Origin of the sequence: Rhizobium cauense, from assembly GCF_019511525.1 — a bacterium.
Taxonomy (GTDB): domain Bacteria; phylum Pseudomonadota; class Alphaproteobacteria; order Rhizobiales; family Rhizobiaceae; genus Rhizobium; species Rhizobium cauense.
Genome location: NZ_JAEUAT010000009.1, coordinates 60,287 through 73,721 on the forward strand (window position 1 = coordinate 60,287; position 13,435 = coordinate 73,721).

The 13,435-nt window shown below is 57.0% G+C and carries 11 protein-coding genes and 3 pseudogenes; 7 read left to right on the forward strand and 7 right to left on the reverse strand.

Annotation, left to right across the window (positions count from 1 at the left end; genetic code table 11):
• The first annotated feature begins 15 nt into the window (after positions 1-15).
• Entirely contained in the window at positions 16-321 is a 306-nt protein-coding gene (locus JNB88_RS18005; protein ID WP_220356628.1) for an antibiotic biosynthesis monooxygenase, read from the forward strand.
• A 275-nt stretch (positions 322-596) separates the two neighbouring features.
• Here the strand turns inward: JNB88_RS18005 and JNB88_RS18010 are convergent, their stop codons facing one another.
• Entirely contained in the window at positions 597-818 is a 222-nt protein-coding gene (locus JNB88_RS18010; RefSeq protein ID WP_220356629.1) for a DUF982 domain-containing protein, read from the reverse strand.
• A gap of 386 nt (positions 819-1,204) precedes the next feature.
• Entirely contained in the window at positions 1,205-2,182 is a 978-nt protein-coding gene (locus tag JNB88_RS18015) for an HWE histidine kinase domain-containing protein (RefSeq protein WP_220356630.1), read from the reverse strand.
• 744 nt (positions 2,183-2,926) lie between these two features.
• Between JNB88_RS18015 and JNB88_RS18020 the strand changes: the two genes are divergently transcribed.
• Positions 2,927-3,655: a hypothetical protein gene (locus JNB88_RS18020; protein WP_222858064.1), complete on the forward strand. Its 729-nt coding sequence runs from the start codon at positions 2,927-2,929 to the stop codon at positions 3,653-3,655.
• Between the two features lie 699 nt (positions 3,656-4,354).
• On the opposite strand, the gene JNB88_RS18025 is transcribed toward JNB88_RS18020, so the two are convergent.
• Positions 4,355-4,642, reverse strand: coding sequence for a BON domain-containing protein (locus tag JNB88_RS18025; protein WP_220356631.1), 288 nt, complete (start codon positions 4,640-4,642; stop codon positions 4,355-4,357).
• A 458-nt stretch (positions 4,643-5,100) separates the two neighbouring features.
• Between JNB88_RS18025 and JNB88_RS18030 the strand changes: the two are divergent.
• The 5 genes and pseudogenes from JNB88_RS18030 to JNB88_RS18050 form a co-directional block, all read left to right on the forward strand.
• Positions 5,101-5,310, forward strand: a pseudogene (locus JNB88_RS18030) (DUF1236 domain-containing protein); the annotation flags it as partial.
• A gap of 112 nt (positions 5,311-5,422) precedes the next feature.
• Entirely contained in the window at positions 5,423-6,250 is an 828-nt protein-coding gene (locus JNB88_RS18035) for a DUF1236 domain-containing protein (RefSeq protein ID WP_220356633.1), read from the forward strand.
• A gap of 410 nt (positions 6,251-6,660) precedes the next feature.
• The gene (locus tag JNB88_RS18040; protein WP_220356812.1) at positions 6,661-6,843 is read left to right on the forward strand and encodes a hypothetical protein; all 183 of its coding nucleotides are present in this window, start codon (positions 6,661-6,663) and stop codon (positions 6,841-6,843) included.
• A gap of 299 nt (positions 6,844-7,142) precedes the next feature.
• Positions 7,143-7,502: a hypothetical protein gene (locus tag JNB88_RS18045; RefSeq protein ID WP_223217238.1), complete on the forward strand. Its 360-nt coding sequence runs from the start codon at positions 7,143-7,145 to the stop codon at positions 7,500-7,502.
• A 290-nt stretch (positions 7,503-7,792) separates the two neighbouring features.
• Positions 7,793-8,565, forward strand: a pseudogene (locus JNB88_RS18050) (IS5 family transposase).
• Between the two features lie 19 nt (positions 8,566-8,584).
• On the opposite strand, the gene JNB88_RS18055 reads toward JNB88_RS18050, so the two are convergent.
• From JNB88_RS18055 to JNB88_RS18065, 4 genes and pseudogenes are all read right to left on the reverse strand, one after another.
• Positions 8,585-9,232 carry a response regulator gene (locus JNB88_RS18055; RefSeq protein WP_220356634.1) on the reverse strand — a complete coding sequence of 216 codons (648 nt, stop codon included), beginning with the start codon at positions 9,230-9,232 and terminating at the stop codon, positions 8,585-8,587.
• A 435-nt stretch (positions 9,233-9,667) separates the two neighbouring features.
• On the reverse strand, positions 9,668-11,989 hold the full coding sequence (locus JNB88_RS18060) for a PBP1A family penicillin-binding protein (RefSeq protein ID WP_220356635.1): 2,322 nt from the start codon (positions 11,987-11,989) through the stop codon (positions 9,668-9,670).
• A gap of 146 nt (positions 11,990-12,135) precedes the next feature.
• A pseudogene (locus JNB88_RS33660) lies at positions 12,136-12,410 on the reverse strand (hypothetical protein); the annotation flags it as partial.
• Positions 12,411-12,540: 130 nt separating this feature from the next.
• Positions 12,541-12,780 carry a hypothetical protein gene (locus JNB88_RS18065; protein WP_220356636.1) on the reverse strand — a complete coding sequence of 80 codons (240 nt, stop codon included), beginning with the start codon at positions 12,778-12,780 and terminating at the stop codon, positions 12,541-12,543.
• Between the last annotated feature and the right edge of the window lie 655 nt (positions 12,781-13,435).

Sequence of the window (13,435 nt, forward strand, 5' to 3'; positions counted from 1 at the left end):
AACAGGGAATACGCCATGCTTATCCAAATGGTCAGCATCAACGTCAAACCGGGACATGCCGCGGAGTTTCTTGAAGCCTTCCGCATCAATTACGAAGGCACGCGGCAGGAGCCGGGAAACCTTCGCTTCGATGTCCTGCGCAATCCTGAGGACGAGCACAGTTTCGTTATCTACGAAGTGTTTCAGTCGTCCGAGGCGCTGGACGAGCATCGCAAGACCGAGCACTACAGGGAATGCGTCCGGCGCATCGACCCGATCCTTTCCGGCCCACGCACGAAGACGTTCTACAATGTCGAGATGGCTGACTTCATCGGCGGCTGATGGCGTGCGATCGCAGACAGCGTCTTGGTGAAGGACATGATTTCACCGAACGGTTCGGGCTCATGGATAAGGCCGCTAGTTTCGCCGATCCCGACGCACGTGGGACGGCCTGTAAAGACGGAGCTACCCGCCCGACGGATCGTCCGATTGAAAAAGCCAAACGAGGACGGCGGCGTCCTGACCCTCTCGTCAAGGCGACCGCCGATTTGCGAGTTTGGTTCGAAGCCTAATCAGGAGATGGCGGCGCTCATGCCAGCCAGCAGGTGCATCATGACTTAGCGCGCCCCTGCCGCGAGCCGCACGGCGGACTTGGCGTCTTCCGTTTTCATCCGACCCTCAACCACCGCTCGGCACGCCTCCCATGCGCGTCGCCATTTGATCGTACTCTGGTTCGGTTCATGGATGAGCCAGGTCAAAGCCTCCTCCGGGGAGCCGACGACAATACGAATACTATCGTCTCCCAGCACGAGAGGCGTTTCCCATCGGTGTACCAACATGGCCGCACTCCAATCTCGTGGGGTTCACTATCGACGCATCGAGTATTCGTTCCGCCTTCATATAGATGGGTGTTCGCGGCATGTAATGAAAGGGGGAAATGGATAGCCGGTCGCTGAAGTGCCACTTCAGTTCAGTCGCGGAGCCACTGAACGATGTCACGATCTGACAGAACCGCGTCATATCTTCCTTGTATTGGCTTTCGACAACGAACCGGCCATGTATTGGTTGAACGAACGATTGGGTCTGCATGCTCACATAGTTAGCCAGCGGACGACATAAGGGGAGAAACATTCTTACCAGGGCACCGCGATGAAGTACGCGTCCCCCACGACAAGGACTATGGTCGCCCTGCGCATTTGTATTGATCGGAATCGCTCACTCTTTTTCATACCGGGATCTTCATCACGGCAACGAAGCCCTGAGAGTGGTACTCCAGTTCCACCGATGCGGCCACATGCGCTGCGAGACCTTCAATCAGCTCGGTTCCGTATCCCTTCCGCTTAGGAGGGGAAACCGAAGGGCCGCCTTCCTCGCGCCATTGGCAAACGACCAGCTTTCTTCCGTTCGGTCCGGACACCACATCCCAGCTCACGCGAATGCGCCCAACGGGGGTGGAAATGGCACCATGCTTGATCGCATTCGTCGCAAGCTCATGGAACATCATGCTCACTGGAGGCACCTTTGTGCTCGGCATCTCTGCGGCCGGGCCAGAACACTCCAGACGTTCCGACACGGTGGCGCCCACCGCCTGCGTTACGAGGAATTCGAAATCAACCGATTCGGCGCGCGCGGCGATATCCTGCGCCTTGAAGGTGACGTCCAACCTTCCGATAAGTGCCTCCTTGAAATCCGCCACTGCGGGCTCGTCGGCGCGGGTGTTCATCACCACAGCCCGGACGACCGCTGCCATGTTTTTCATCCGGTGGCGCATCTCCGCGACGATGAAATCCATTTCGGCATCATGGCGCCGGCGTTCTGTTACGTCGTCGAAGATGACCAGGATGTTGGGACTGTTGTCGTCTGGATGCAGTAGGCGGCGGGCGTCAACCAGGAAAGTGCGTTGCCCGATCGTGGGGAAGTCGTGCCTCACCTCGAAACCGATGACGGCGGCCGCTCGCGGTATGATTGTCGAGATCAACTGCCGCAGCTCAGGAATGTCCCATTGCCCGTTGCCGAGTCCGAAGAAGTCCTGTGCGATGATGTCGTCGCGATTTACCTTGAATGCCCTGATAAACGCGTTGTTGGCAGTGGTTACACAGAAATTCTGGTCGATGACAACGACAGGCTGTGTCATCGTGTCGACTATGCCCTGGGCCTGGACGTGGCCTGTCTTCATCAGGCGGTATAGATCTTCAAGCAGCATCTGCGTCATCCTTGGTCCTCACACGGGTGGTCGCCATCCCTCTTCCGTCACTCGGACAATATCTGCTTCGAGGGCCGCGCATGTCGCTTCGTATTCTTCAATGAGTGCCTCATTACCTTCACCCCGTCGAAAAAAATCAAGCGCGATGCACGCCTCATCATATGCCTCGAACAGTTCGCGAGACATTGGCCAGGAGGACGAGGCCATAACCGCTAGCTGTTGGCGCAGTGCTGGTAGCTTGAGCATCAGGCGTCGAAGACCAGATTGAGCGGTCCCGCGACTATGGCCCTCTTCGTGATTGTTGCTCAACGACTTGTCCTCCTCAATGCATGATACCAGCGGGTGAGTGAGGGTGAAGTAAGTTACGGTATTATCTACTCCGACTGTGCGGCAAGGGATGTTTCGTGCCGTCTACTTTAGGGAGCCATTGAAGTCCAGGCTTGCTTTCTATCGTTACGCGGGTACCTTGAGGGTTATACCTTTGCCTTTGGTTGTGTACTTGTCGGAAGGGCGGACCGGTGAGAAATCAAACTGCAAGCGTGCGTGCGGAACATCTATCCGACGATGCCGTGCGGGAACAGCTCGAACGAATTCTTTCAAGCGACGAGTTCATCCTTCCCGAGCGCGGACGCCGGTTCTTTCGCTTCATCGTGGACGAAACCCTGTTGGGACGGCAAGAGCGCCTCAAAGCTTTCACAATCGCACAGGATGTCTTTGGAAGAGGACCTGAATTCGACGCGCAGAATGACCCGTGGCGTTCGCATTAGTGCGCGGCAGTTGCGTGCCGCGCTGGAGCGCTACTACCTTCTGGCCGGATCAAAGGATCGCATCTTGATCACAATTCCTAGCGGCGGATACGTGCCATCGTTTGTCTCCCCGCATGCCGTTCAATTCAACGGAAGCGGGCAGGAGACAAAGGGGTGCCAAGATGCCTCAAACTCTCCCATCATGGACGGCAGTGAAGCGAACTCGCCGAGACGCGAAGACCGGCTGCTTCGCTGGATTTTTGCCGGGGCGCTGTCGGTTGTGATCGCCGCCGTGATTTTCTCCAGGGTCGCCGAGCGAGAGAATCCTGCGCTACTGACGCCGGTCACAATTGAACGACCGACCATATACGTTCAGTCGTTCACGACTGGGGGGCAAAACGAGGTCCCTGAAGACGTTTTGAGTGGGGTGACATCAGAAATCGTCGTCCAACTCGCTAATTACAAGGAAATCGTGGTATTGACAGGAAAGAGCGCACTTGGTGCCGACAATGGGCCGAGAGGCGCCTACGTCATGGAAGGAACGATCCGCCGGATTGGCGATGACATGCGGACCGTCGCTCGTTTGGTCCGCACAGACGATAATGTCGTGGTCTGGGCCGCGAACTATGACGTCGATCTCAAGGGCCGGAGCATGTTGGACGTTGAATTGGCAACCGCTCGATCCATTGCGCAAGCGGTTGCGGCGCCATTCGAGAAAAGGCCATGACAGCAAAAAGCGGGCAAGGGGAGACGCCACGTCGTGCAACGCCGGGCGTCATTTCTTTGGACGTGTGTTAACTCGACTTTTATTTTGCGGTTTGCGATCAGCGCGAGGACATGGTGATCAGCCAGTTCCACCAAGGCCGACGCGACGTTGACCTCCGCCATCGGGCCGCCACGCGGTCGAGCAGGCCATCATGATCGCGCAGACCATCTTTTTCAGTCGCGTGCCGTAGCAAGCGTCTGCCTTCGCATGAGCCGTGCGGATGGCCGCCGACTGCACGCCCCGCAACTCATTGAGAAATGAGCGGTCGTCGTCCGAAGAGGCGATTTGGGATGGAAAAGTCTGCAAAGAAACACAATCGAGCCAATGTTTCAGTGACACTGCGAGAATGTCGCCGCCGCCAACCGCCGCCGGAAACGAACACAACTCCAAAGCATATTCGCAAGAGCACTAGGATAATCGGCATCAACACGAAATCCCGAATAGCCGCTTGTCACAAGATCGGTGAACGCCTGCTCGGTGTCTGTCGCGGCAATTGTCAGCTCGGCCTCAGGGTCGGCATCAACTGTGTGCTGTGCCAGCTTTGCGTAGCCATCTCGGGCCTGTTTTACATGCGATCCATGGCGACGACAAAAGGAGGCGGGCTTTATCGGACGTGCTCGATTCCTCGATTGTGCCGAAGGGCCGGACAAAGGCATCACCTCAATGAGCTCGGCCTTCCGGCAGCGATAGTTCCAGCACCAGTGAGGCGAATGCCACCTCTTCGACGTCTCGCAGCCTGTCATGTACGTTCTCGGGGCCGGCAATCATCGCAGCGATGGCAGTCGCCTTTTCACGATCGCCGTAATCCGTGACGTAGCCTTGGAGAAGAATGTTTCGCCCAACCATACTTACCGCGATGGCCGAGGCTTCCAGCTCCGGTTCGGCAGACATGGCTTCTTGTACACTGGCGAGCTGATCGTGGGCGAGGAATTCCAGTTCGAAGGTCATGGCAAGCTCCTTGTGATGCCAAGAAAACAGCGGAAGGCCGATTTGGTTCACAGGGCGGGACTTAGGTCCTAGGCGCGGACGATCCCCAGGATATGTTCTTCGGCTGCACGAATGAGGGCCGCGCGGGCTTCGCGCGGTCCGGCCGTCGCAAGGGCTCAAGATCGAGACAAAGCGATTTCGTTCGCGGCGAGGATCGTGGGTTTTGAGACCGTCCACGACCTAATGTTGAGCTGCTTTCCATCCCGACAAACCAGGGGTCTAGGGGCTTTGCGACTAAGGTCCTGCGGACCCCGGACTGAGGTCTGGGGTCTGGAACACTACTCGGTCATCGATGTTTGCACGACCGGCGGAACATTCCGCTCAAAAGGAGGAAAAACATCATGAAACTTCGAACAGTAGGTCTCGCAGCCGTGGTCGTCATGGCATCGAGCGTAGCCTTCGCACAGTCGGCGATGGCACCCGAAAAGGTGATCACCTTTGTGCAGAAGGCTCCGGCCCCCAAGGAACGCATTGTGGTCAAGGAGAAGATCGTCGTCGGCCAGCCGCTTCCCGACACCGTTGTCGTCACGCCTATCCCTGACGAGACAGGCTACGCCTACGCTATCGTCAACGACCAGCGCGTGATTGTGGAACCTTCTACCCGGAAGGTGATCCAGGTCATCCAGTAACGACCAACCGTCGAACTTGGGCGGCGCTTGCCGTCATTCTTGAAAACAAGGGCACCCGTGGAGCGCATCTCAGATGCGAAATGCCATGGCGTGCCCGCTTCTGGGAGGAAACATGAAACACCACCATCTCGCCGCGCTTGTAGCGGCCTTTTCGCTGAGCGTTTCACCGCTCGCTACAGCTCCGGCGACTGCTCAGGGCAACACCAAGACCCAGCCGGGCTCCCAGACGGAAACGCAGTCCGGCACCCAGGTCGACCAATCGAAGGGTGCCTCAAGCGGCTCAAACAGCGATTGTACGCCCGACGCCTCGGGGGCCTGCTCTAAGAAGGGCCAGTTTACCGAACAGAAAACCCCAGCCGCCGACATGCAGAAAGAGCCCAATGACAGTTCGCCAACCAGCAAAGATGCGTCCGGAAAATCGTCGACGGAAATGAAGACGAAATCCGGCTCGCAGGACGCCTCGGGCGGTACTGCTACCGAGCAGAAGAGCAAGTCGGGCACGCCCGACGAGAGCGGTGATGCGACCAAGCAGTCGACGGATCAGAACAAATCAACTTCGACGAACAAGACATCCACCGAGACGAATGTCGAGAACAATACGACAAACAACAACCAGACCACCAACGGCCAGACCACCAACAGCCAGACCACCAACAGTAAGACCACCAACAGTAAGACTAACGTCAACGTTACGGTCGAGCAGCGGACAGAAATCCGCCAGGTGATCCAGGAAGTCCACGTCGAACCCGTGAAAGAGGTCGACTTCACAGTGTCCGTTGGCACCACGATCCCCAAGCGGGCTCACCTTCAAAGGCTGCCGCCGAGAATTGTGAAGATCGTGCCGGCGTACGAAGGCTACCGTTTTTTTCTCCTTGCGGATGGCCGGATCGTTATCGTCGATCCTGATGCGCTGACGATCGTCTACATCATCGAGGCCTAGCAGGCAGTACCCGGCGGCGTCGTTTCGCGCCGTCGGGGCCGCTGGAGAATGCCCCATTCTTTCGTTACGTCCGCAGCTTTCGGGACATCGCATGTGCATTCTCCCCCCTTGGCGCGCTCCTCGTTGGAGCCGATGACGGTTACAGTCGCGCCAGCCGCCTTCGCCCGCGCGGCGGATGCAAGGCCTATTCCGGATGTCCCGCCAAACACCCCGACGGTTTGTCCAGGTCGTAAATCGGGAAGAAGGGGGTACAGTCTCCACGCGCATCGGACGCATTCCTCTCTTTCCGTGAGTGATGAGAAGCTAGCGCGGGATCGCGGCCAGCCGCGTCCGGTGTCACTGATATTGTACGCAATGGTACCGAACTCCTTGGGGGCGTAGCGCGTTTATTGTGTTGCGGAGGAACACCCATGCTAGACGACAGTTCACAGTCTACCCGCAGGCTTAAGGCGGCCGATCGGGACACCTTAATCGACCGCACCGACCGCGCAGCGAAGGAGACAACAGAATTGGAACGGCGGCACCGGGAGGCGAAGACAGAGCGGCTTCGTCTGGCTCGGCTGCAGGCCGAGGAACAGGAACGGCAGTTGTGATTGCCGCGCCGGGTGGGCATGGAAGGTGACATACGAAATTCGCCGCCTCCGGCGCGCGAACCGTCATTACTAGTTTTCGATCCTGCTAAAGCGTCAGCCCGCAAAAACGAAAGTCTTGACTCCAATTCAGAATGGAACAAATAAAGAACAAAAATGGGTGGTGAGAATGTGGGACAAGGTCGACAGTGAGACTGCGAGGTCAGATGCGTTCAAAGAGCGGTGGCGAGCTCTGCCGAGTTGCTTAGAGACAAAAAGGATGTCCGATTTGCGAAGGCTGTCCTTTGGAGGGCGAACGCTGCATGGACGAGATCGAAGCTCCGTGCCGATGCGTGACGATGCCTGATATCCATCCTTTTCGCAGGCTGCGATTCTGGACATTGAAGTCGGCGGGAGACCAAGGGCAAATCCTCGTCGTCACATGCAATCTCTGCCGGGTGACCCACAGGTACCTGCCAGACGACCTCATGAGATTGTGCGGGGACATGACGTTGGACAAGCTGCTGACTCGTTTCAGATGCGATGGATGCAGCAAGAAATACTACCTTCGAATGGAGCTCCACTTCCCGAACGGCAGTGAATATGGCAGCCTCAAGCTCCGGCGGCTGAAGGAAATCCGCACCGTCACTGTTCCAGTCTGGACGGATGACGTCCTGCGATAGGATGTTGATGCGGTGCCTCAAGCGATTTCGGAGCAGTGCTGGGATTAGGAGTGTTGTGATGCCAAGACCCGCTGGAAATCCGACAGAAAAGCGATCTCCTCATCACCTTCGAAGCATAAAGATGACGAGACCCTGAGATCCCACGCCATTCAGATTGGGCGCTGACCATCAGAACCAGTGTCGCCCTTTCGACTGGCAAACAGTGACGCGCTTCTAGCTAGGTCGCGTCCCCATAAAAGGGTTTCGCTTTAGTCACGATGATGATTCAATGTCCTTGGAAGGAGATTGATATGCGCCGTCATGAACTTAGCGATGAAGAGTGGGCGATCATCGCACCACTTTTGCCGAATAAGAGCCGTGGTGTCGAACGTGTTGATGACCGCCGGGTGATCAATGGCATTTTGTGGCGTTTCAGAACTGGTTGCTCTTGGCGGGATATTCCTGAGCGCTACGGCCCTCGTACGACACTTTACAATCGGTTCTCGCGCTGGCGCAAAGCTGGCGTTTGGGACCGACTTCTTGAAGCGATATCAAGGCGTTACGACGGCGATATAGTTATGATCGACTCGTCGTGTGTGCGCGTTCACCAGCATGGTGCCAACGCAAAAAAAGGGGCTCTACCGATCCTTGCATGGGACGTTCGCGCGGCGGCCTGACAACCAAAATCCATGCCATGGTCGATGCGGATGGCCGACCGTTACGAATGGAGCTGACAGCGGGCCAGGCTGCGGATGCTCCGGTCGCTGAGAAGCTGATTTCTGACATCGAACCAGGCACGACGCTACTTGCAGATAAAGCTTATGACACCGACGCGATCCGAGCGTTTGTGAAAGGCCGCAAGGCTTGGGCTAACATTCCAACAAAGATAAATCGGAAGCAGAGCTTCAGCTTCAGTCGCTGGGTCTATAGGCAGCGAAATCAAGTGGAGAGGTTTTTCAATCGTATCAAACACATGCGGGGCTTGGCCACGCGCTACGACCGCCGCCCTGATAATTACCTTGCTGCACTGAAACTCGTTGCGACAAGAATTTGGATCAATTCAGTTTGCGAGTCCACGTCCTAAGCTAGCTTTGACACACAGATCACATACCTGGCTGTGACGAACCCTCGCAGTCCGCCACACCTAGCCTCATCAACTTGTCGGCGAAATCGTCCACGTCTATCGGTTTCTGATAAAAAGGGACACCCGAATATTCTGAGGGAATAACGTGGCGGTCGTAGCCCGTCATGAAGACGAAGGATAAGCCACGCTTCATTAGGATTCGCGGCAGGTCGAATGAGATGCCTTGACCAAGATTGATGTCGACGACGACTAGCGTCGGTTCACGGGCATCCAACTGGCGGGTGGCGTCCTCCACCGTGGCACAAGGACCCACAATAATTGCGCCGCGATCTTCCAAAGCGTTGGCCAGCTCAGTGGCAAGAATATAATCGTCCTCAACCAGAAGAACCCGGCTAGGTTTCGTTTCGCTACTGCCATTCTGGTCGGTCTGCTTCAGGGCAGAGATCAACTTCTCCAAAAGACCGACACCGGAACCACTCGACTCGATGTAATTAACAGCGATCTGCATGGCGCGGCGGCCATCAGCGCTCTCAATGCCGACCTTCCGGCCAGCGCACAATTTTTGAACGGTGCCAAGGATTGCGGCAACGTCGTCATCGCTGAGGGAAGCTAAGGATTGAAGCATGTCAGTGCCCTCGTCTAGCGGCAAGAGCACGATATCTCTCAAGCGGTCCCGCCGAACTTAATCTGGGCCGACAAGGTGATTGTACTACTCATTTAGAGACAGTGAAGTAGTGTCCGACAGCGTACCATGGGCGAAAAAAGGAAGCACACGCGGCACGACCTTGAGCATGTCGAGAGGGATCCAGACAGCTCGGGTAGGACAGACGTGTGCTTCCCGTCGCTAAACTCTGCGTCGGTCAATAAGTTCCCGTGAAATTGGGTTCCTCGCTCTGTGTAAGAAGCTGGCCAAGCCTTCGTTCGCTACCCCCGCATTCTCGGCAAAGTGAGATGTTTTACCCATCCTTACATTCTGGCTCGCAAGGCAGCCTACAGCGTGAATGATCACTCCGGCTCCCATAGTATCGCGTTGGTCCTGCAAAACGGATGAGGGCAGGTGGAACAGCCCGTCGGGCAGCTCCATCAGTCAGATCATCTGGATTCACTTTTCACAAAGTCGCCGTTCGCCAGAATAGGGCTGATATGTACAGTCGGACGGGCGGAAAGAACGATAACTACGGGAGCAAGCCCGGACGTTGCAGGACTGCGGCGTGGCCTGTGCACCGACAAGTGGGTTTGCCCCGGGCTCCGCCAGAGCTTCGCGCATGAAATCCCGCCATATATGCGCTGGAAGATCTCCCCCCGTAACACCTTTCATCGGCGTGTCATCATCATTGCCAACCCATACGCCAGCAACGAGTGGGCCTGTGAAACCCACGAACCAGGCATCGCGATTATTCTGACTCGTGCCGGTCTTGCCGGCTGCGAAAGAGCCAGGGTCGGCATCGCGCCCCGTGCCCCGCTCGACGACCAACTGGAGTAGGCGAAGCAGATCAGGCTGATATTGTGCTAGATCAGTAGCTGGTGTGGCCGGTGGGCCAACCCGAAACGACTTTTCGTGCCCCGATGCCTGAAAATCAACGATGCCCCAAGGTTCAACGGGTGCTTTGCCAAGGTGGACGGATGCAAAGGCGCTCGTAAGGTCAAGAAGGCTGATTTCCGAGGTGCCGAGAGCGAGGGACGGCGTATTGGCGAGCGGCGCGCTAATTCCGAGTTCTCGTGCTGCTGCAATCACATGGTCGAGCCCAACCTCCTGAGCGAGCGCCACCGCCGGCGCGTTGAGCGACCGCGCGAATGCCTCGGCGAGTGTGACCCAGCCGCGGTAGCGGCCCCCGGAGTTTTCCGGCGACCATCCATTGAGGTCGATTGGAGCATCCAGGATTTGGTCGGTCAGGCTCAACCCGGCCTTGAGGGCTGCATAGTAGACGAACAGTTTGAACGTCGAGCCCGGTTGGCGCATCGCTGTGACCGCCCGATTGAACTGGCTTTGTTTGTAATCGCGGCCCCCGACCATCGCAACGACCGCTCCGTCTGGCATCATCACAACCAATGCAGCTTGCGACGCCCCTCTAGCCTTTCCTTCAGTGTCCAGAGCTCGTTTGACAACTCTTTCAGCGATCTGTTGCAAGTGGGGAACGAGCGTGGTGCGGACCGTGGTCGATCCTGGCGATGTTCCGGCGATTTCGCTCGCCTGGGGGGAGATCCAGTCGGCAAACCAGCTTCCGGCGCGCGGCGGCGGTGCCGTCGGATGCAATTGAGCAAAGCGCGCTCTAACTCCCTCTGCTGCCGATGCTGCAATCTTTTCGTTGGCAACCATAGTGTCGAGAACGACCGAGGTCCGTTGCCGGGCGCCTTCGAAATTGTCGATCGGATTCCACTGGCTCGGCGCTCGCAGCAATCCTGCAAGCATTGCCGATTCGGCCAGGTCGAGCGCGCTGATGTCCTTGTTGAAATATATCCGCGCGGCCGCGGGCATCCCCGTTGCGCCGGCCCCAAGATAGGCGGTGTTGAGATAGCGCGTCAGGATCTCTTTCTTACCCAGTTTCCACTCCAGCCAAATGGCGATCACGAACTCCTGGATCTTTCGCTTTATCGTTCGGTCACTGTCGAGGTATTGCAGTTTGATTAGTTGCTGCGTGATCGTGCTGCCACCTTCTACGACCGACCCAGCTGCGAAATTCCGTACCAGCGCCCTTCCAATACCTCGGAAATCGATACCGAAATGATCCATGAACCGCCGATCCTCGATCGACAGGACGGCATCGACCAGATGCGGTGGAAACGCTTCGTATTGCGCGTAGGGGCCTTGGTAGGGCCCCTGTCTGACCAACGGCTCGCCATCTGAAGTTTCCAAAACCACAATGGGTTTCAGCGTTCCGGCGCGAATCTCGCTCCAGGGAACATCCCTCAGCGCCCACACCAACAGGCTGCCTCCAAACAGCACAAGGACAACAAAAATCGATGCGGCCGTGATCTTCCATCGCCTGGTGCGGAGCCATTCCTGCCGGCTGCGTTTGATCAGCTCCATGAAAAGCCTGCGAAAGAGCGTGAAGGTTTTCGCAAGTGCAATCGCCAACCAGCGACGAATAGCATCCATTGTGACAGTTGCTCGCTTCGGAGCCTTCAGTTTCGTCCACAGTCGGGAGGCTCCTGCCTTTGCAGTCACCTTGGTCGAGGTGAAGAATGCATGCAGATCGTGGCGGAGCGCACGACTAAGATTGAAGACTGCCTGCCTGCTCTCGCTAAAAGATCCGGGAGCAGGGGGCTCATCGGTTTGAGTGAACGACCCGAATTCTTCTCGCTCGTGAGAATTGGGATACTCCGCCTCCGCGCGCGTGTAATCGTCTGCGAGGCTTGCCTCCGCTTTCGGTTCCTTGTCTGCGCCACTGGGACTCGCAACAGGGGATTTTGAAGGGCGTGGCATAGGTTACCGCTCAACGATTGGTTCATAAGATAGCGCGCCTTGCTGGCGTTGCAACGCGCGGGCAGGCCACTCTTATCTCACTTTACATGAATGTGATGTTATTGGTTGCGGTGACGGCTTAGCGCCGGTTTCGGAAGGGGGGCCTGTCAACTGGGCGTGCAACGCTGATCGCGACGCGAGACTAGGGGTCCGACCAAGGATCGTCTTGAAGCTCGCCCCTGTCCTGTAGAACTATGCAAAATTTCGATCAGCCGGGGTGTCAGCTCGCGGATTTCGGTCAGGTGAATGGCCGTCAGCCGCTTGAGCGCTTTCTCGGCTTTGGTGGTAAGCGCAAGGGTCTGACGATGTTTGTCGCTAGGATCCGGGACACATATCCCGCCGCCACCAGCCGGCCGACGAGCTCTGTTGCAGAATGCGGCGATTAGCAGCCGTTTACGAGGCAGTTTAGTGCATGGGAGCCGATCGATCGATGGAAATACAGAGGACGATCGGCGGATCGAGAGAATGGCAAGCGCGTGGGAAACGACACCCTCGAATGCGAGGGAGTTTGGTCACTCCTCGATATCGCCTGCGCCGCTCGCAAGATCATGGAGGGTCTGAGTGTCATCGGGATCATACTCGGCGGATAAGATAACCGCCAGGAACGCGGCACGAGCGATGTCCTTTTTGGATGCACTCGGATGCTTTGCCTTAACAGCCTCGATAAGAGCTTTCGGTTTCATACCGGGCACTGCCAGCGCCCGGATGGTGCCTGAGATAAATTCGGTTTCCTTGAGTTTCTTCTCTCGCATCGCAGCTCCTTGATAGGGCGGACGAATACACTGCCTACATGAGAGATTTGTGATACGCCGAACCCAGACTAGGAGTGCCCGCTTACTTGCCTGACAAAAGCCCTCGTTGGACGTCGCCCTTGGCTCCACTTCGATGCAAATTCGCACTTTCTATCGGCTATGTCGCGGGTTTTTCGCTAGCGCAGCCCAACGGGACCGGCCAGCATCCTTATCAGCGGTGTTGCGGGGTCAAGAGTTCGCTTGCGGCTTTGGTTTAGCCCCAGAGAACTGATGGGCAGCACGCTGAATCCGTCCTGATCAATGAGGAACGGGATTTAGTTCGATGAAACGCCACCGAACCTTCTGGTGTTGCCTCCGACGATATCGGCAGCGTTAGGAGCGAACTCTAGCCAGCGCTAGCTGCACAGCTTCCGTTTTAACGGGCGAGGCTGATTCAGAGGACCTAATGTGTGGCATTTGCCACAGTGGCGGCCTACGTGTTGGCGCTGCAGTTTCTCTACAACAGCAACGAACCTCCCTTTGGTGGGCCCCCGACAGGCTAAAGTCCTATAAGTCCACCTACGGCGCAAAAGATTTAGATTTCAGGTGCTCGGGCGTCTTTTCGGTATGCCGGTGCGCAACCGGCAAGACCGCCGCGATCGGTAGTCGCCTTGCC

What these genes read in the sequence shown, in the direction of transcription:
- JNB88_RS18060 (WP_220356635.1), bottom strand. Translation starts at nt 11,989, where the DNA reads ATGCCACGCCCTTCAAAATCCCCTGTTGCGAGTCCCAGTGGCGCAGAC.
- JNB88_RS18065 (WP_220356636.1), bottom strand. Translation starts at nt 12,780, where the DNA reads ATGCGAGAGAAGAAACTCAAGGAAACCGAATTTATCTCAGGCACCATC.
- JNB88_RS18045 (WP_223217238.1), top strand. Translation starts at nt 7,143, where the DNA reads ATGGACGAGATCGAAGCTCCGTGCCGATGCGTGACGATGCCTGATATC.
- JNB88_RS18020 (WP_222858064.1), top strand. Translation starts at nt 2,927, where the DNA reads ATGACCCGTGGCGTTCGCATTAGTGCGCGGCAGTTGCGTGCCGCGCTG.
- JNB88_RS18040 (WP_220356812.1), top strand. Translation starts at nt 6,661, where the DNA reads ATGCTAGACGACAGTTCACAGTCTACCCGCAGGCTTAAGGCGGCCGAT.
- JNB88_RS18025 (WP_220356631.1), bottom strand. Translation starts at nt 4,642, where the DNA reads ATGACCTTCGAACTGGAATTCCTCGCCCACGATCAGCTCGCCAGTGTA.
- JNB88_RS18010 (WP_220356629.1), bottom strand. Translation starts at nt 818, where the DNA reads ATGTTGGTACACCGATGGGAAACGCCTCTCGTGCTGGGAGACGATAGT.
- JNB88_RS18015 (WP_220356630.1), bottom strand. Translation starts at nt 2,182, where the DNA reads ATGCTGCTTGAAGATCTATACCGCCTGATGAAGACAGGCCACGTCCAG.
- JNB88_RS18005 (WP_220356628.1), top strand. Translation starts at nt 16, where the DNA reads ATGCTTATCCAAATGGTCAGCATCAACGTCAAACCGGGACATGCCGCG.
- JNB88_RS18035 (WP_220356633.1), top strand. Translation starts at nt 5,423, where the DNA reads ATGAAACACCACCATCTCGCCGCGCTTGTAGCGGCCTTTTCGCTGAGC.